Source organism: Sphingomonas sp. Marseille-Q8236, from assembly GCF_965112005.1.
On record NZ_CBCOPO010000001.1, the window covers coordinates 1,426,716 to 1,444,601 of the forward strand.

Here is a 17,886-nt window from a genome sequence, read left to right on the forward strand (position 1 = left end):
GCGCCCAAGGGGAACATCATGCACGTCGTCCGTTGCGGAATCCGCGGTCTCGCGGGGGCCTCTCTCATCGCATTGGGCTTTGCCGCCATGCCGGCGCTCGCCATGAGCCCCGATGTGGACGCGGCACCGGCGGGCGTGCCCGTTTCGGGGCCGATCCTGTCCGGGCGTATCTATGACGCGACCGGTGTCGCGCTGCCGGGTGCGCGGGTCGTGGTTGAGGGAACGGGCGCGCAGGCGACCACCAATCTCCAGGGTGAATTCAGCGTCATCACCCCCGAGGCGCCCGGCGACGTCACGCTGCTGATCGACTATCTCGGCCGTCCGCCCGTCACCCGCGTCGTGGCCGCGGCCGAGCGCGGTCGCGACGTCTCGCTGACCCTGCCCGCGGCCAGCGGTGAGCCTGGCGATATCGTCGTCATCGGGGCCTCGCTGCTCGACAATACCGCGCGCGCGCTGAATCAGCAGCGGACCGCCGACAACACCGTCACCATCATCTCGTCGGACGCGATCGGCCGCTTCCCCGATCCCAATATCGCCGAAGCGCTGCAACGCGCACCCGGCGTCGGCATCGAGCGCGACCAGGGCGAGGGCCGCTATATCAACGTGCGCGGTGCGCCGTCCGAATGGTCGGCCGTGTCGGTCGACGGCATTCAGATCCCCTCGGTCGACCCGACGACCCGCGCGGTCGACCTCGACACGCTGCCGTCCGACATCGTCGCCAATCTGGAAGTCACCAAGTCGCTGCTCCCCTATCAGGATGCGGACTCGATCGCGGGCGCGGTCAACATCACCACCCGCTCGCCCTTCGACCGCAAGGGCTTTGCGCTGACCGGCATGGCGGGGGCGAGCTACAACCAATATGGCAAGGGCAGCGACTATCGCGGATCGGCCGCGGTCAGCGACACGTTCGGCCCCGATCGCCAGTTTGGCTTGCTCTTCTCGGGCAGCTATTCGCGCACCCATCGCCGCCCCGACAATGTCGAGAACACCTGGAGCCAAACGCCCGCCGGCCTTCGCGTCACCGAGACGCTGTTCAAGGATTACGACACCAAGCGCCAGCGGATCGCAGGGACGGGCGCGTTCGAATGGCGCCCGACCGACGCGACGCACGCCTGGGTGCGCGGCACCTATGCCCGGTTCGAGGATGACGAGTTCCGCGACCGCATCGGTATCCTGTGGAGCGAGGGCACGCTGCAGGCCGGATCGACCGACCGTGCCGCCACCTATCGCAACACCCGCATCGAAAAGCAGGTGCGCCACCGCAAGCAGGTCAACGAGATCTGGTCGGCGACCGCAGGCATCGAACAGCGGCTGGGCGAGGGCACGATCCGCGCCGATGTCGCCTATAGCGAAAGCTCGCAAACCTATCCGCGCCGGGACGAGCTGCTGTTCCGTTCCTCGCTGCGGCCGACCTTGTCCTATGATTTCAGCAATGCCGACCTGCCCAACTATTCGCTGTTCACGACGAAGGAGCATCTTCAGACCGGCACCTTCGCCTTCCGCGAAAACGCCTATCGCTCGAACACGACCAAGAATGACGAACTGACCGTCGCCGTGCGCTCCGACCTGCCGGTGGGGGACACCGTCACTTTCTCGTCCGGGGGCAAATATCGCGAACGGCATATCAATGCCGATGAGGAGCGGTTCCGCGATCGCCGTTCGTCCGCCGCGCCGAGCCAGAGCCTGGCCGGGCTGCTGTCCGACGAGGATTCGCGCAATTTCGACTATGATCTCGGCAAGCGGTTCGATACCGGGCTGGCCGACGCCTATTTCGACGCGACCAAGGCCGCGTCCGAGCGTCGTCTGCCCCAGTCGCTGACCGCCGATTATACGGCGGAGGAAAAGATTTTCGGCCTGTTCGGCATGGCGAAGTACGTCAAGGACGGCACGACCCTGATCGCGGGTCTGCGCGTCGAGACCACCGATTTCGACGCCCAAGCGCCCAGCGTCTCGCGCACCGGCGCGGTCGTGACCGCACGCGGGCATAATGGCTATACCGACTTTTTCCCGAACCTGACGCTGCGCCAGGCCTTCACCCCCAACCTGATCCTGCGCGCCGCGCTCAGCCGGGCGATCAATCGCCCCAACTTCCCGCAGATCGCGCCCCGCGTCTTGGAGACGAGCGAAGGCAACACGGTGCGGGTCGAGTTCGGCAATCCCGACCTGAAGCCGACCCTGTCGAACAATGCCGATGCGGGGCTGGAATATTACATCCGGCCGCTGGGCGTGATCTCGGTCAACGGCTTCTACAAGGATCTGTCCGACTATCGCTACACGCTCAACAACACCGGCATTTACAACGGCGTGGGCGGTGCGATCCTCAGCCGTCCGATCAATGCGCGCAAGGGCGAGCTCTACGGCGTCGAGCTGAACTGGCAGCAGCATTTCAGCTTCCTGCCGGGCGTGCTGAGCGGGCTCGGCGTGTTTGCGAATTACACCTATACCAAGGGGCATGCGACTTTCGACGCCGTCTATGGCGGGCGCAGCCGCTTCGCGTTGCCGGGCCAGTCGACGCATATGTGGAATGCCAGCGTCTTCTACGAGCGAGGGCCGGTCAATGTCCGCGTCGCCTATACCAAGCGCAGCGACTATCTGGACGAGATCAACGCCGACAACCCCGCGCTCGACCTGTACTGGGAGGGGCGCGGCCAGCTCGACGTGACGGGCAGCGTGCAGCTCGCCCGTGGCATCAACCTGTTCGCCGAGGGCAAGAACCTGACCAACACGCCGGGCGTGCGCTATTTTGGCGAGCGGTTCCGCACCTATGAATATGAGAAGTTCGGCTACACCGTGTTCGGTGGCGTGCGGGTGAAGCTGTGAGGGCCGCGTTCCTTGCGCTGCTGCTCGCAGGATGCGCCAGCGTGCCAGCGGCCACGCCGACCGCCGAGGCACCGGTGGTTGCGGCAAGCGCGGAGACCGATCCGGTCGACAGCAGCTCCGATGCGGCGGACGATCCCGCCATCTGGCGCAACGCGGCCAATCCCGCTGCCAGCCTGGTGATCGGCACCGACAAGCAGGCGGGCATCCATGTCTATGACCTGAAGGGCAAGCGCCTGTCCTTCACCCCCGCCGCGCGGCTCAACAATGTCGATCTGCGTGAGACGGGAGGCCGGGTGATCGTCGCCGCCAGCGACCGGGCGGACACTGCACAGGCGCATGTCGCGCTGTTCACCCTCGACACCGTCGCCCGCCGACTGGTGCCGATGGGTCGCTATCCGGTGGGGGCGGGGGAGGCCTATGGCATGTGCCTGTGGACCCGCGCCAGAGACAAGGTGCTGTTCGGCTTTATCGTGCTGAAGGACGGGCGGATCGACCAGGTCCGCATCGACCTGTCCGGGGCCACCCCGCGCGTAGAGACGGTGCGTAGCATGAAGCTGGGCACCCAGGCCGAGGGCTGCGTCGTCGATGATCGCACGGGCCTGCTTTACGTGGCCGAGGAGGATGTCGGGCTGTGGCGCTTTGCGGCCGACCCCGCCGCGCCCGGCACCGCCACCCCGATCGCCCAGGTCGATGGCCGCACCCTCGTCGCCGATGCCGAGGGGCTGGCGCTGGCACCCCGGGGCGCGAAGGGCGGCTATCTGGTCGTCTCCAGCCAGGGCGACAACGCCTATACGCTCTACCGCCTGCCGGGCGTGATCTATGCCGGACGCTTCCGTATCGGCGGGGGTGCGATCGACGGGACCAGCGACACTGACGGGATCGAGCTGGCGCTGGGCGATTTCGGCCCCGATTATCCCAAGGGGCTGTTCGTGGCGCAGGACGGCGACAATGCGCCTGATACCCAGAATTTCAAATATGTCAGCTGGGCGGAGGTGACGAAGGCGCTCGGCCTGTAGGACTCGGCCCGCCCCTCCCCTGACGGGGAAGGGCGGGATCAGAACAGCTTGCGCACCCCGATCCGGATCGACCGCCCGACGGGATCGATATAGGCGGGCTGGAAGCGGTTGGGCGTATCGCCGTTGCGGTCGGTGACGTTGATCCGATCGTTCAGCAGATTGTCCACGATGAAGTGGATGCGCATCTTGTCCGTCCAGGGTTTGTCGATCAGCTTGTGTGCGTCGATCGAGCTGAAGAACCCCAGAGAGGTCAGCCCCGAAAAGCGCAGGTCGGAGGCAGCGATGTCGCTGCGGATACGGCTCGGCCCCTGGATGCGACCGAAGATACCGGCATTGAACGGCCCATAGGAAAAGAAGCCGTTCAGATCGACATCCCAGCGCGGACGCCCGCCCGTGCCGTTCAGCGTCGCACCGTCGAGCAGATCGAGCGCCGGCCCCCCGGTCCTAAGCGTCAACCGGTCCTCCAGTCGGTAATTGGTCGTCGCCGTGACCGACAGATAGGGGGCGCTTGGGCGGGCGAGGCGGCGGGCTGGCCTTGGCGGAGTCGGGGGCGGGCGGCGCGGCCGGAGGCGTCGGGCTCTTGCCCAGCGGGCCGCTGAACGTCAGGGTTAGGCGCAGCTTGCGCTCGCGCTCGAACGCCAGGTTGACCGGGCGCAGATCGACGCTGGTCAACGCACCTTGCGCATTGCGGACGAACAGGTCGGGAAAGATCCGCTGGAACGCCGGGGTCGCCCCGCCCAGCGAGGCGGCCTGATTGTCGATCCGCGTATCGAGATAATCCAGGCCGAAGCGGATGTCCTTGTCCTTGATCGGCTGTACCGCGATGCCCAGCGTCGTGATCCGCCGCCGTTCGGGCGCCAGGTCGGGATTGCCTCCGAGCAGGGTGGTGACGAGCGTGCTGCGCCCGGTCACATAGTCGAAAAAGGGCGTATTGGGCGTGGCCTGCACCGGCGCGACGAGTTGCGTGACGGCGGGTGCGGTCTGCGCGACATTGACCGAGGCGTTGAGCTGAACCGGGCCGAACGGCGTCCAGTTCAAACCCCAATTGGATGTGTTGAGGCGTCCGAAATTCGACACCTGTGATACGCCCGCCATGGCGCTCAACTGCAACTCGCCGAGAAGCGACAGCGCGCCTTCCCGCGCCGAAGCGAGGGGGACGCTGGCATTGATGCTAGCCCCGCGCATAGTGCGCTCGACACCCTCTAACGGCTCCGGTGAGATCAGGGCCAGGTTGGTCGTCGCATCGCTGTCGATTCGGCTGTAATCGGTGGTGACGGTCAGCTGAGCTTCGCCCGCGGGCAGGCGGACGACTGGGCCATTGGCGGTCGCCTTGATCCCCAGCGTGTCGGATGCCGCCCGGCTGCGATTGACGGTACGGGCGGTCGCGATCGCCGGATCGACCGTCGCCATCGGATCGCCGCCCGCATTGATCGCGGCCTGCAACGCGCCCAACGGCACGCCGGTCTCCGACATGCTGCGCGACACCAGCCGATCGTAATTGCCCGTCACAGTCCAGGTCCAGCGGCGTACATCGCCGGACAGGGTGCCACCTGCATGCAGCGCCATGCTGGTCGTCCGCTGGTGCAGCACGCTGTCGGGCAGATAGCGATAGAGGAGCGTATCATCGGCAAAGGGAAACGCCCCCAATCCGCCCGGCACGCGCAGCGTCGCGGGGGCAAGGCCATTCAGCCCCTTGTTCCGATCGGCTTTCATCGACAGCGTCAGCGATCCCGACATGGTCTTGCCGATGGGCGAAGCCAGCCCGCCCTGGGCCTCGATCGTGTCGGTCAGCGGCTGTAGCGTGCGATAGCGGCCCGGATCGGTGACCGCGACCGGGCTATCGGCATAGGCGTCAAGCGAACGACGCGCGGCCGGATCGGTCGGTACCCCAGCCACCGTCACCGCGCGTCCGGTCAGGCGGTCGAGCCGAGGGTCCAGGCTGGCCCCGCCAACACCCGTCACATTGCCTGTCGTCGCGAACATCATATCGGGGTCGGGAACGATGTCGCGCTGACTTTGAAAGACGGGATCGACATGCAGGTGCGTCGCGCTGAAGGTCAGGCGGCGCGGTCCGTCGATCCGGGCCGAGGTGATCTCGGCATAGTTGGTCGCGCCGCCACCGTCCGTCATCAGGCTGGGGAGCTGCTGCACCGTCACCGCCCGGAATTTCTTCTTGGTGATGAAGTTCATCACCCGCACCGTCGGCGGATAGCCGAAGCGCGCCGCCTCCTGTTCGGGCAACACCTCGACCCGCTCCATCGCCTCATAGGGCAGCGACTGGAACTCCGAAAAGCCCGAGACGCGTCGTCCGTTGAGCAGCATCACCGGCTCGCCCCCGCTGACGGAGCTGGTCAGCGCCTTCACCTTCTTCAACAGGTCACTCAGGCTGGTCGCGCCCATCGCCTCCATCGCCTGGGCATCGAGCACTGCGACCGGTGCGACCGCGCCGATGACCGAGCCGGGGATGCGCTTGCCGGTGACGGTGACTTCGGCGGGTGGAGCGTCCGTCTGTGGGGCGGGGCTCGCCTCGTCTTGCGCGAAGGCCGGCCCTGACAACCCCATCGCGACGATCGACCATGCCGCGCGGCGCATGGCCTGCGCGCTCCCTTTGCATCCCATCGTCCAGCCACTCCCATCGCCGACGTGAAGTCGGCAAATACTGTGGCAACCATGTCACAATTAAGGCATTTTTCCGGGAAGAGCTTGACGTGCATGTTGAAGAGATCGCGGCATGGACAAAATGAGCGCGATCCGAACGACTTATAGCGTCGGGCAAGCGAAAGCATTTCGTCGCATCCTCCTCGTGCGACATCTTCGCGAGCGGCCCGAACCGGGTCAGCGCGTCGGCGTTGCCGGCTCGGCTAGCATCGGGGCCGGGGCCCTTCGGGTGCGCAGGACGCCGCGCATCACCCGGATATAATGGTCCGCGCCATGTTCGATGGTGAAGCGCCGCGCCTGATGCAGCGTGCGCCGGGTATCCTGGCTATGGGGACGGGCGGTGGCGATCGCGGCGGCGAAGGCGGCTTCGTCGCCGACCGGGACCAAGGTCCCCAGCGCACCCTGCTGCAACAGGGTCGCCATCGACCGGCTGCAATTGGTGGCGATGATGCCGATATTGGCCGCCAGCCCCTCCAGGATCACCGCGGGCACGCCTTCATAATGCGAGGACAGCAGCAGCATGTCGTACTGGCTGAGCAGCGCGGCGGGGTTGGGGACATAGCCCCGGAAATCGACCCGTCCGGCAATCCCCAGCGACGATGCCAGCGCCTCCAGCGCGGGGCGCTCCGGCCCGTCGCCGAACAGGGTCAGCGTGTCGCCGGGGCCGCTCCCCCGCGCGAAACCCCCCCCCCCCCCCCCCCCCCCCCCCCCCCCCCCCCCCCCCCCCCCCCCCCCCCCCCCCCCCCCCCCCCCCCCCCCCCCCCCCCCCCCCCCCCCCCCCCCCCCCCCTCGCCGAACAGGGTCAGCGTGTCGCCGGGGCCGCTCCCCGCGCGAAACCCCGCAGCATCAGCGCGGGGTTCTTTGGTGGGGCCGGCCGGGCGATGGTGACGAAGCGGCGTGCGGGGGGCGGGGGTGGGGCGGGGATCGGCGCCGGGACCGGCTCGCGCAGCGCCAGGATCTGCGCCTCGGACAAGGCGGGGTCGGGGATGATCGCGACACGGGCGGGGGACACGCGCACGCCCTGCATGATCTCGGCACGCATCGGCTTTTCCATGCCGACGAAATGGTCGATCGCCAGCCCTTGGATACGTAGCCAGAAACGATAGAAGAGCCGGTAGAGTGGCGAGGCGTCGGCCCGGTCCAGATTGTTGCTGATCTTGGCGACGATCGGCGGGCAGTTCCGCCCCAGCACCAGCTTCAGCATGACCGCGACAAAGGCATAGGTATTGCCCGCGCAGAACAGCAGGTCGGGCCGCACCGCGCGCACCACGCGCGGCAGGGTCAGGACCATCCAGATCGTTTCCCAATGCGCGATCCCCGGCCAGCGGCGGGGCGGCCTCAGATAATCGAGGCCCGCGCCGACATCCTCGGCCATCGCCCCATCGGTCCGCCCCAGGAAAAGCGGCGCATCGATCCCCGTCTCGCGCCAGCGGCGGACGAGGCGCAGCGCGATCCGCTCCACCCCACCAGGCTCGAAACTGTGCAGAAAAGTCAGAACGCGCAAGGTGCCGCCCGCCCCAAGCCGTGCCCCAATCGTCGCGGAAGTCGCCCCATCACCCCATCCATAGATCGGCCAGAGAAAATGGTCGATATTCCCGCCTATAAGCACTGGTGACGTCGCTGTCATGTTCGGCCGTCGCGCGGCGTCCCACCCCTTGTCCTGCCGGCCCGCGCCAATTCCGCTTGCCTTTGCCCGCAAAGCGACCCACCCGCCGGGCATGAACGACATGAGCGGACAGGGTCGCGGGATCGGGCCGGTCGCCACCTGGGGGCTGCTGGCGCTGGTGGCGGTGATCGTGCGGGCGCAGGGCTTCGGCAATCCGGTGATCGGGTTCGACGAGCAATTCTATCTGCTGGTCGGCGATCGGATGCTGCACGGCGCACTACCCTATGTCGACATTTTCGATCGCAAGCCGATCGGGCTGTTCCTGATCTATGCCGGTGCGCGGGCGCTGGGCGCTATATTTGGGGAAGGGGGTTTCCTCGCCTATAAGCTGGTCGCGACGGGATTCGTCGTCGCCACCGCGTACGGCGTGCAGCGTATCGCGCGGGCATTCGCCCCGCCAGCCGCCGCGATCGGCGCGGCGATCCTCTATATTCTGTGGCTGAACCTGATGGAGGGGGAAGGGGGGCAGTCGCCCGTCTTCTACAATGCGCTGATCCTGGTCGCGGCGAGCCTGGTGCTGCGCGCGGTCGAGCGGCGGGGGCGGCTGTTCGCCTGTGGCGCGGGCGCGATGAGCGCGGTCGGGCTGGCGCTCCAGATCAAATATTCGGTGCTGCCCGAGGGGATCGCCTTTGGCTGCATCCTGTTGTGGCTCGGCTGGCACAGCCAAGTGCCGCTGGTCCGGCTGGCCGTCATGGCGCTGGTCTGGGTCGCGCTGGCGCTGCTGCCGACCTTGGCGGCCTGGGGCGCTTATGCCGCGATGGGGCAGGGCGAAGCGTGGCTGTTCGCCAATTTGGTCTCGCTCGGCGGACAGGCGGCGCGGCCGCTGGCGACCGAGCTGGAGGGGCTGGCCGGCTGTGTCGGCATCCTGTTACCGCTCGGCCTGGTCATCGCGCTGGGGCGGCCATGGCGGCATGTCGCGCCCGAACGGCGTGACGGGTTCGGCTTTCTGCTGGTCTGGCTGGCGGTGACGGCGGTCGCGGTCCTGCTCTATGGCCGGTTCGGCAGCCCGCATTACGCCATGCCCATCGTCCTGCCCGCGACCCTCGCCGCCGCGCCCGCGCTGGGGCGCTGGCGGCGCGGCTGGCTGCTGGGTTTGATCCTGGTGATCGCGGTGGCCGGACAGATCGTGCTGACCTTGAGCGAACGCGCCAAGGGCGGCGCGGCGGAGGCGATGGCGATCGCCCGTGCGGCCATGCCGGATCGCGGCTGCCTCTATGTCTATGACGGCTATCCGGCGCTCTACATGCTGACCCATAGCTGCCTGCCGTCGAAATGGGTCTTTCCCGGCCATCTTAATACGAGCGACGAGGCGCGCGCGGCCGCGCTCGGCGTCGATCCGGTCTTCGAAATCCGCCGCATCCTGGCCGCGCGGCCGGGCGCGATCGTCGACGACTATCCCCGCTTCACCTTCGGCAACCCCGCCACGCGCAAGGTGCTGAGCGACGTGCTGGCCAAGGACTATCATCTCGCCGCCTGTATCCCCACGGGACCTAGCCGGGTACGGCTGGTTTATCGACGCGGGCCGGGGGCAGTGCCCGACCATTGCCCCAGTACCGCGATACTGGCGATACCCTGACAGAACCGTATACTATATCGACAAACTCGATGGGGCGGGTCAGGATGCGCGCCATGATCCCCATCCTCCTCGCTGCGCTTCTCGCGCCCTCGACGCCGGAAACGGTCCGTGCGGCTGGCAATCCGATCCTGTCCGACGGGCGCTATTTTTCCACCGATCCCGCGCCGCTGGTCGATGGGGACACGCTCTGGATCCTGGCGGGGCGGGACGAGGCGCCCGAAGGCGTCAACGACTTCATCATGAACGAGTGGCAGCTGCTGTCGACGAAAGACCCCGCCAGCGGCGTGTGGCGGCATGACCCCGCCATCGCCCGGCCCGAGGCGGTATTCGCCTGGGCCGAGCCGGGTCGTGCCTATGCCGGACAGATGGTGAAGGGGCGGGATGGGCGCTTCTATCTCTATGCGCCGGTGCTCCAGCGGGGCGGCGGAGCGAAGGATCGTTTCGCGATCGGCGTGGCCGTGGCCGATCGCCCGACCGGGCCATGGCGCGATGCGCATCCATCCGGGCCGATCATCTCGCAGCAGACGCCCGTCGCCAACGACATCCAGAATATCGACCCCAGCGTTCTGATCGACGATGCCAAGGGTGGGGACGGCCGCGTCTATATCTATTGGGGCACCTTCGGGCGGCTGCGGGCGATGGAGCTGGCCGCCGATATGGTCACCCCCAAGGGCCCCGAACGGGTCGTCACCGGGGCGACCGGCTTCTTCGAGGCGCCCTGGATCATGAAGCGGCGCGGCACCTATTATCTGCTCTACGCCGCCAACAACGCCGGGCCCGACAGTCCCTGTACCCCGACGCTGTACCATGCGTGCCAGGCCTATGCCTCCGCGCCCTCGCCGATGGGGCCATGGACATATCGCGGGGTGGTGCTGCGACCGGTATCGTCGACCACCTCCCATGCCGGAGCCGTGGAGTTCAAGGGGCGCTGGTATCTCGCCTATCATACGGCGGATGCGACGGGGGGCGGGCATTTCCGCCGCTCGGTCGCGATCGATCCGATGCGCTGGGACGACAGCGTCTCACCCCCCGCGATCCGCCCGGTCACACCGACCAAGGCCCCTGCTCCGCCGCCCCGGCCGACGCGCAATGTCGCTCCAGGCGCCTTTGCCACCGCCTCCAACGCGCCGGGGCCGGTGCAATATTGGATCGCGGCGCTGAACGATGGTGTGGTGCGTACCAGCCCGCTGCCGCCCGACATGTGGGGCAACTGGACGCAGGCGAACCCGCCGAGCGCCTGGATCGAATATCGCTGGCCCGCGCCGGTGACGCTGAACGCCAGCCGCATCCGCTTCTTCGCCGACCATCCCGCCGGGGCGAGCGAAGGCGTCGCCCCGCCTGCGGCCTGGCATCTGGAATATTGGGATAAGGGCTGGCGGCGAATCGCGGCCCGTTATCCGACCGGGATAGACGGGTTCCAGACGGTCCGTTTCCCCACCGTTACGACCCGTTGCCTGCGTGCGGTAATGGAAGCGTCGGGGATGAAGGGCGTCCACGCGGGGCTGGCCGTTCAGGAATGGGAGGCGCTATCGCCCGGCGCGGCAGCGCCGACACCCCGCCCAAACATCGCGCCGACATCCTGTTAAGTCATTGCGAAAAAGCCGAAGTTACTCACAGCCTCCCGGTTCTGTCGTACCGGGCGACCAGCCTTCGTGGCGGTCGCCGCCCTGGATCACAAGCTGAGCAAATTTTATCCTTGATTCTCATATTCATAAGAAAAATCAGGCTTCTGTGACAATTTTGCCATTCTGACCATAATAGTCAGAAAATCCGCCGACAAAGCATTGTCATTAAACCAAAACTGTCATGATTGCGGGAATCGGGGTCGGCGCGACAGGCGTCCGACCGGGGAAATTCTGCATGACCGTGAAGTCCTATCGTACGTTGTTGCGTATCGCCCTGTCTGGCGCTGCCCTGAGCGGGGCCTTGTCCCTGTCGCCCGCCGAGGCACAGACCCAGGCGACTCCGCCGCCTCCGCCCCCGGGTGGTTACATCCTGGCCAATGGCCAGCAGACCGCCGACTATAACGCCGCCCTCGCATCGTGGCGCAACGATGCGCAGTTCAGGGTCGATTATTCCAAGGCGGCGCTGGGCATGGAATATGCCTATGTGCTGGGCTTGACGGGGCGCGGTCAGACGATCGGGATCAACGATGCCGGTGTCGCCTTCGATCATCCGCTGTTCGCCGGTACCGGTAAGCTGACCGGCTATCGCACCGATGTGCCGTCCGGTTACGGCAATGACGGCCGGGTCAATCCACGCCGCCCCTGGGAAATCCATGGGACGCATGTCGCCGGGACCGCGGCGGGCGACCGGCTGGCGAACGGCGTGATGTTCGGCAACGCCTATGGCGCCAACATCCTGGCCGCGACGACCAATTTCGCGGCGGGCGATTTCCTGTGGTGGCGCGACGGCGTCCTGGACGACCTGCCCGTCGCGAATGCGCAGGAGAATATCGTCGGCCTTGCCAGCACCGGTCGGGTCCGGATCATCAACAATAGCTGGGGATCGGGCACCACGCTGCCCTATACCGTCTCGCTCGCGACGGCGCGGGCGCAGTTCGCCCAGACGCTGAACGGCTTTTACGATCCGGTCCTGAAGAACGACGTGCTGGTCGTCTTTTCGGCGGGCAATGGCGGCGGCGTCCATGCCAGCATCGATGCCGTCACCCCGCTGAGCGACATGCGGTTGCGCTCCAACTGGCTGTCGGTCGCCAACTATCTGGCCGACGGGACCGCCGCGCCCAGTTCCAGCCTGTGCGGCCAGACCGCGACCTGGTGCGTCGCGGCGCCGGGCAGCGCGATCGTCTCGGGTGTCGCCACCTATACGCTCGACGTCGCCGCGATCCGCGCCAAATATACCCGCGCCGCCTATCCGGCCATCTATAGCGCCACGACCCTGGCCACGCTTCAGAATGCCGCGGTCAATGCCTGGATCGGCGTGCTCAACGGCTATCTCAGCCGCAAGTCCGCCGCGCAGCGGACCCGTGCCGCCTTCGACGAGGATGCGGAAAGCACGCTGCTCGCGCAGCAGGCGGTCGGCATCTCGCTGGCTTATGGCATCCGCTTCGCCGGTGGCGATCCGGACGGCTATACCAGCCGCCTTGCCGGGATCGTGGCGAGCAATGCCGATCTGCTCGGCGTCGATTTCTCCCGGGCGGTGCTGACCAAGGCCAATGCCCAGCTTCAGGCGGATATGAAGCAGTTCCTGACGTTGACCGGCCCCGGCTATGCTGCGCTGACCGGCACGTCGATGGCCGCCCCGAACGTCTCGGGTTTCGCCGCGGTGCTCATGAGCCGCTTTCCCGATTACAATACCGGCCTGATTTCCGATATTCTGGTGTCGAGTTCCAAGGACCTCGATACGCCGGGGGTCGACCTGCGCTCGGGCTGGGGGATGCCGCAGATGGAGGTCGCGCTGCGCGGGCCGACCGCGCTGCGCCAGACGCGCGAGGTGAATGTCGCGACGGGCGGTGTGGATGTCTGGAGCAACGACATCCAGGATGCGCGCGACCGCTATTCGGCCGCGGTGCTGGCGGGCTTTTCGGGCGATATCGGCGGGCTGACCAAGCGCGGCGGCGGCGAGCTGATCCTGACCGGCAGCAACAGCTTTTCGGGCCCGACGCGGGTCGAACAGGGGTTGCTGACCGTCAACGGCGCGCTGACCCGCTCCGCACTGACCGCCGCGTCCGGCGGGGCCATCGGCGGCAATGGCCGGCTGGCCGCGCTGTCGGTACAAAGCGGGGGCATCCTGTCCCCCGGCAATGCGGGGGCGATCGGCACGCTGAGCGTGGCCGGCACCGCCATATTGGCCGCGGGCAGCCACTATGTCGTCGACATCGGCGCCAACGGCACCTCCGACCTGCTGATCGCCAACCAGGCGATATTGGGGGGCGGCACGATCACGCTGCGCCCGCTGGGCCATGTGCCGCGCTTCGGCGACCGCTACACCGTGCTGACCGCCAGCAGCGGGGTCTTTGGCGGGTTCGGGGATGCGACCGCGTTCAGCGCCATCCTCTATCCGCAACTCTCCTATGCCGCGACCACGGTGACCGCGAGCGTCGCGGCATCCTCCTATGCCAAGCTGGCGGCGACGCCGGTCCAGGCGGCCTATGGCCGTCTGCTCGACGGCAATCGCTCGGCCTATGCGGCGCTGTCCGGCGTGTATGACCCGCTGGATCTCCAGTCGGTCGCGACGATCCAGGGGACGCTGGAGTCGCTGGCCCCGCGTTCGGAGACGATGCGCCGTGCGATCGGCACTACCGCGACCGACAATATGGCCCGCTTCTACCGCGACCGTATCGCCGCCATGGCCCCCGATCGGTTCCAGGGGGGATCGATCGCGATGATCGGCAAGCCGATGGAGTTCGCCGCCAACGAAATCGCGATGCCCGGTCAGGCCGCGATGGTCAGCGACACGCCGGCCACGACCTTGCGCGAAGGCGTGCTGCCCGAAAATGCGGCCATGTATCTGGCGGGCGGCTATATCGACGGATCGGGCGCGGCGATGCCGGGCACGCTCCCGCGCGGGCGTGACCGGTTCGACGGCTTTTATGTCGCGACCGGTGTCGAGGCGCGCGCGAGCGATGCCGTGATGCTCGGCTTCGGCCTGTCCTATTCCAAACTGGACGGCAAGATCCGGCTGGGCCAGTCGGCGCGCGGCGAGCTGATCCAGGGGACGCTATACGGGCGTGTCGGCGGATCGCTGGGCCCCGTACTCGACGTCCAGACGAGCGCCGGGGTCTATCAGTCGACCACCCGTCGGACCGGCGATTTCCTCGGCACGCCCTATGACCTGCGCGCTCGCGACAACGCCCTGGCGCTGTCGGCCGAACTGGGGGCGGCGTATCAGGCGGGCAGCGAGGCGTTGCGCTTCGGCCCGCGCGTGTCGATGCGCGCCAACCGGATCGACTTCACCCCGACCCCCGAGCGCGGCACCGGCCCGGCCCTGGCCTATGATCGGGACAGTTTCCTGAGCGTGCAGGGGCGTGCGGGCCTGCAACTCGATGGCGATGCCGGGGGCCTGCGCCCCTTCGCCTCCGCCTATTATGTCCATGATTTTGAGGATCGCCCGAACGTGGCCTTTGTCGGCTTCGCGAACGGCACCGCGCTGCGCATTCCCTTCGCCGTCGCGACGCAGGATCGCGACTGGGGCGAGTTGTCGGCGGGGCTGTCCTATCGCACGGGCAGGATGACGGTCTCGGTCGCGGCCGACACCACGGTCGCGCGCTCGGATGTCCGCAACCAGGCCTATCGCGCGGGGCTCGCCATCGCGTTCTGATCCGGCTGAGCCGGGGGGCGGTGGCCGATCCGCTCCCCGGACGGGAAGGAGGAAGATGCCCGGATGCTTCGTCTGCTCATCGCGACTACGTCCCTGATGGGCCAGGGCTTGCCCGTCCCGGCACCTCCGCCCGGTCATTTCTACAACCGTCCGGGCGCGACCATCGCCGGGCGGGACGCCGACCTGCGACGCTGTCGCGCGATCACCACGGGACCGATGATCGAGACCGACCGCGCCCTGATGTCGCCGGACGAAACCGCCCCCGACCTGCCCAAGCCGATCGCGCCCGTCCCCGACACGATCGAACAATGTATGAGGATGCGCGGCTGGACCCTCTATGCGCTGTCGCCGCGCGAGCAGGCGCGATGGCGGGGACTCTCGGCCAGGGCGCAACACCGTCTGGTCGAGACATGGACCGGCGCCTCGCGTCCGACCTGGGGCACTCCGGCGCGACCGGTCACTTGATTTCGGCATCCGATGGTGCGGATGCCTGGTGCCACGTCGTCCAAAGGGCCTGGTCGAATGTGATCCCTTCGAACCTGCCGCCGACACGGCACGATTCATGGTCGGCCTATTCGGGCTCCGCCGCAATCACATAGTCGCGCCCGCAGGCCAGCGCGCCCTGTTCCGCGATCACCGCCAATGCCTCCTCGCGCAGGGCCGCCGCCTGGGCGTTCATGGCCGCGGCAAGGGCGCGATCGGTCAGCTTGGCCAGGCGCGGGGGTAGCATCGCGATCTGGGATTCGACGAAGCGCGTGCCGTAGCGAATCGGAAAATGCTGCAGATCGACCGGGCGGAAGCCGGAGCGGCGCAGATTGTCCATCACCCAGTCGGCGGGATATTCGCGATAAGGCCGCTCGCCCGCCAGCAACAGGCAGGCATCGCGCAGCCGCCCGATCCGCCATATGATCCGCTCCGCCGGGTCGATGGGCGGCTCGGCGGTGACATAGGGTTCCAGTCCGACGATATAGAGCCGCCCGGCGGTCAGCGGGCGCAGGCGGGCGAAGAGGCGGTCCTGAAAATAGGGCGCGAAGCCATCGATGGCGCCCAGCAGATAGTCGGCCAGCACCGTGTCGTATCGCTCGCCCGCCAGCAGTGTCGGCTGTTCCCAATTGCCCAGCAGGATGCGGTCGCCCGGACGGCGGCTGGCCCTGGTCTGTTCGCGCAATTGCCGGGCATAGCCCGCCGCCCCGGTCACGGCGGTCCAGCGCTCGGTCGGAAGCGTGGCGATCCAGCGCAGCGATCCCGTCCCCGTCCCGGCATCCAGCATCGTGCCCCAAGGACGGTCGCCATGAAGCCGCTCGATATGGCCGAACAGGCCAGGGGTGGGAGATGTCATCGAAGAGTGTCGCGTCCTGATCGCATGGGGGAGGTCGGCATAGGGCGACCACGGACGCTCGCCAAGCAGGCGGCGAGGGGCGGACAAAGACACAAAGGGGCTGACATCCGGGCGCGATCATGGTCTTGCAACCGGATGCACGGGGTGCCGCGTTCCGGCGTCGGTACCTCCCGTCGCATGCGCAGCGCCATGGCCAAGGACCGATCATGCCCGTCACCGACATCGCCACCCGCGTCTACAACCATGGCTGGCGGCTGGACCCGGTCGTGCGCAGCTTGCTCGATACCGATTTCTACAAGCTGCTGATGTTGCAGATGATCCGGCAACTGCATCCCGATGTGCATGCGACCTTCTCGCTCATCAACCGCAGCCATTCGGTCCGGTTGGCCGAGGTGATCGACGAGCGCGAGTTGCGCGAACAGCTCGATCATGCCCGCACGCTGCGCTTTACGAAGAAGGAGCTGATCTGGCTGGCGGGTAACAGTTTTTACGGCAAGCAGCGGATGTTCAAGCCGGAATTCATCGACTGGCTCGCCCGGTTCCAGCTTCCCGAATATGAACTGCGCACCGTCGATGGCCAGTTCGAGCTGCATTTCGAAGGGCCCTGGGCGCATACGACGATGTGGGAAATCCCTGCGCTCGCCATCGTCAACGAGCTCCGTTCGCGCGCGGCGCTGAAGGGCAAGGGTCGGTTCGAACTCGACATTATCTACGCCCGCGCCAAGGCCAAGCTGTGGGACAAGGTCGAGCGGTTGCGCGAACTGCCCGACCTGGTGCTTTCCGACTTCGGAACGCGGCGGCGGCACGGCTTTCTGTGGCAGCGCTGGTGCGTCGAGGCGTTGAAGGAAGGGTTGGGCGCGCGCTTCATCGGCTCGTCCAACGTGCTGCTGGCGATGGACAATGACCTGGAGGCGATCGGCACCAACGCGCATGAGCTGCCGATGGTGATGGCCGCGCTCGCGCCCGACGATGCGGGGGTGGCGGCGGCGCCGTACAAGGTGCTGGCCGAATGGCAGGCGCTGTATGACGGCAACCTGCTGATCGCCTTGCCCGATGCGTTCGGGACCAGCGCCTTTCTGCGCCACGCCCCCGACTGGCTGGCCGACTGGACGGGCTTTCGCCCCGATTCGATGCCGCCGATCGAGGGCGGCGAGCAGATCATCGACTGGTGGCGCGCCCATGGCCGCGATCCGCGTGGCAAGCTGCTGATCTTCTCCGACGGCATGGATATCGACACCATCGAGGCGACCTATCGCCATTTCCATGGCCGGGTCCGGATGAGCTTCGGCTGGGGAACCAACCTGACCAATGATTTCCGGGGATGCGATCCGGCGGGCGAGGCGGGGCTGGAGCCGATCTCGCTGGTGGCCAAGGTCATCAGCGCGGATGGCCGACCGGCGGTCAAGCTGTCCGACAATCCCGCCAAGGCGACCGGCCAGCCGAGCGAGATCGCGCGCTATCTGCGCATTTTCGGGCAGGAGGGGCGACAGGCGACGGCGGTGACCGTCTAGCCCATGTCAGTGGTGCCGCG

The 17,886-nt window shown here is 67.3% G+C and carries 12 protein-coding genes; 7 read left to right on the forward strand and 5 right to left on the reverse strand.

The features are described 5' to 3' along the window. The first annotated feature begins 18 nt into the window (after positions 1-18). Both ACWPWT_RS06850 and ACWPWT_RS06855 read left to right on the forward strand, forming a co-directional pair. Positions 19-2,820 carry a TonB-dependent receptor gene (locus tag ACWPWT_RS06850; protein ID WP_454279078.1) on the forward strand — a complete coding sequence of 934 codons (2,802 nt, stop codon included), beginning with the start codon at positions 19-21 and terminating at the stop codon, positions 2,818-2,820. Continuing rightward, on the forward strand, positions 2,817-3,836 hold the full coding sequence (locus ACWPWT_RS06855; protein ID WP_454279079.1) for a phytase: 1,020 nt from the start codon (positions 2,817-2,819) through the stop codon (positions 3,834-3,836). Before ACWPWT_RS06850 ends, ACWPWT_RS06855 begins: the two co-directional genes overlap by 4 nt. A 38-nt stretch (positions 3,837-3,874) precedes the next feature. On the opposite strand, the gene ACWPWT_RS06860 is transcribed toward ACWPWT_RS06855, so the two are convergent. The 4 genes from ACWPWT_RS06860 to ACWPWT_RS06875 form a co-directional block, all read right to left on the reverse strand. Beyond that, entirely contained in the window at positions 3,875-4,291 is a 417-nt protein-coding gene (locus ACWPWT_RS06860; RefSeq protein ID WP_454279080.1) for a hypothetical protein, read from the reverse strand. Next, positions 4,281-6,428 (reverse strand): TonB-dependent receptor domain-containing protein, encoded by a 2,148-nt coding sequence (locus tag ACWPWT_RS06865; protein ID WP_454279081.1) that lies wholly within the window; start codon positions 6,426-6,428, stop codon positions 4,281-4,283. The genes ACWPWT_RS06860 and ACWPWT_RS06865 overlap by 11 nt, the downstream gene beginning before the upstream one ends. Before the next feature lie 243 nt (positions 6,429-6,671). Beyond that, on the reverse strand, positions 6,672-7,145 hold the full coding sequence (locus ACWPWT_RS06870; RefSeq protein ID WP_454279895.1) for a glycosyltransferase: 474 nt from the start codon (positions 7,143-7,145) through the stop codon (positions 6,672-6,674). Positions 7,146-7,296: 151 nt separating this feature from the next. After that, a complete protein-coding gene (locus tag ACWPWT_RS06875) occupies positions 7,297-7,998 on the reverse strand; it encodes a glycosyltransferase (protein WP_454279082.1) in 702 nt (233 codons plus the stop codon). A gap of 214 nt (positions 7,999-8,212) precedes the next feature. Between ACWPWT_RS06875 and ACWPWT_RS06880 the strand changes: the two genes are divergently transcribed. From ACWPWT_RS06880 to ACWPWT_RS06895, 4 genes are all read left to right on the forward strand, one after another. Then, the gene (locus ACWPWT_RS06880) at positions 8,213-9,736 is read left to right on the forward strand and encodes a hypothetical protein (protein WP_454279083.1); all 1,524 of its coding nucleotides are present in this window, start codon (positions 8,213-8,215) and stop codon (positions 9,734-9,736) included. Between the two features lie 53 nt (positions 9,737-9,789). After that, positions 9,790-11,322 carry a family 43 glycosylhydrolase gene (locus tag ACWPWT_RS06885; RefSeq protein WP_454279084.1) on the forward strand — a complete coding sequence of 511 codons (1,533 nt, stop codon included), beginning with the start codon at positions 9,790-9,792 and terminating at the stop codon, positions 11,320-11,322. 274 nt (positions 11,323-11,596) lie between these two features. Continuing rightward, the gene (locus ACWPWT_RS06890; RefSeq protein WP_454279085.1) at positions 11,597-15,016 is read left to right on the forward strand and encodes a S8 family serine peptidase; all 3,420 of its coding nucleotides are present in this window, start codon (positions 11,597-11,599) and stop codon (positions 15,014-15,016) included. Between the two features lie 63 nt (positions 15,017-15,079). Beyond that, entirely contained in the window at positions 15,080-15,481 is a 402-nt protein-coding gene (locus ACWPWT_RS06895) for a hypothetical protein (protein ID WP_454279086.1), read from the forward strand. Positions 15,482-15,587: 106 nt separating this feature from the next. Here ACWPWT_RS06895 and ACWPWT_RS06900 read toward each other — a convergent pair whose 3' ends face one another. After that, entirely contained in the window at positions 15,588-16,355 is a 768-nt protein-coding gene (locus ACWPWT_RS06900; RefSeq protein WP_454279087.1) for a class I SAM-dependent methyltransferase, read from the reverse strand. A gap of 206 nt (positions 16,356-16,561) precedes the next feature. Between ACWPWT_RS06900 and pncB the strand changes: the two genes are divergently transcribed. Continuing rightward, positions 16,562-17,866, forward strand: coding sequence for a nicotinate phosphoribosyltransferase (pncB, locus tag ACWPWT_RS06905; protein WP_261268758.1), 1,305 nt, complete (start codon positions 16,562-16,564; stop codon positions 17,864-17,866). The last annotated feature ends 20 nt before the right edge of the window (positions 17,867-17,886 follow it).

Excerpts from the sequence above, each read along its gene's own strand:
- pncB (WP_261268758.1), top strand. The coding sequence starts at position 16,562 with ATGCCCGTCACCGACATCGCCACCCGCGTCTACAACCATGGCTGGCGG.
- ACWPWT_RS06885 (WP_454279084.1), top strand. The coding sequence starts at position 9,790 with ATGATCCCCATCCTCCTCGCTGCGCTTCTCGCGCCCTCGACGCCGGAA.
- ACWPWT_RS06890 (WP_454279085.1), top strand. The coding sequence starts at position 11,597 with ATGACCGTGAAGTCCTATCGTACGTTGTTGCGTATCGCCCTGTCTGGC.
- ACWPWT_RS06865 (WP_454279081.1), bottom strand. The coding sequence starts at position 6,428 with ATGCGCCGCGCGGCATGGTCGATCGTCGCGATGGGGTTGTCAGGGCCG.
- ACWPWT_RS06900 (WP_454279087.1), bottom strand. The coding sequence starts at position 16,355 with ATGACATCTCCCACCCCTGGCCTGTTCGGCCATATCGAGCGGCTTCAT.
- ACWPWT_RS06880 (WP_454279083.1), top strand. The coding sequence starts at position 8,213 with ATGAACGACATGAGCGGACAGGGTCGCGGGATCGGGCCGGTCGCCACC.
- ACWPWT_RS06895 (WP_454279086.1), top strand. The coding sequence starts at position 15,080 with ATGCTTCGTCTGCTCATCGCGACTACGTCCCTGATGGGCCAGGGCTTG.
- ACWPWT_RS06850 (WP_454279078.1), top strand. The coding sequence starts at position 19 with ATGCACGTCGTCCGTTGCGGAATCCGCGGTCTCGCGGGGGCCTCTCTC.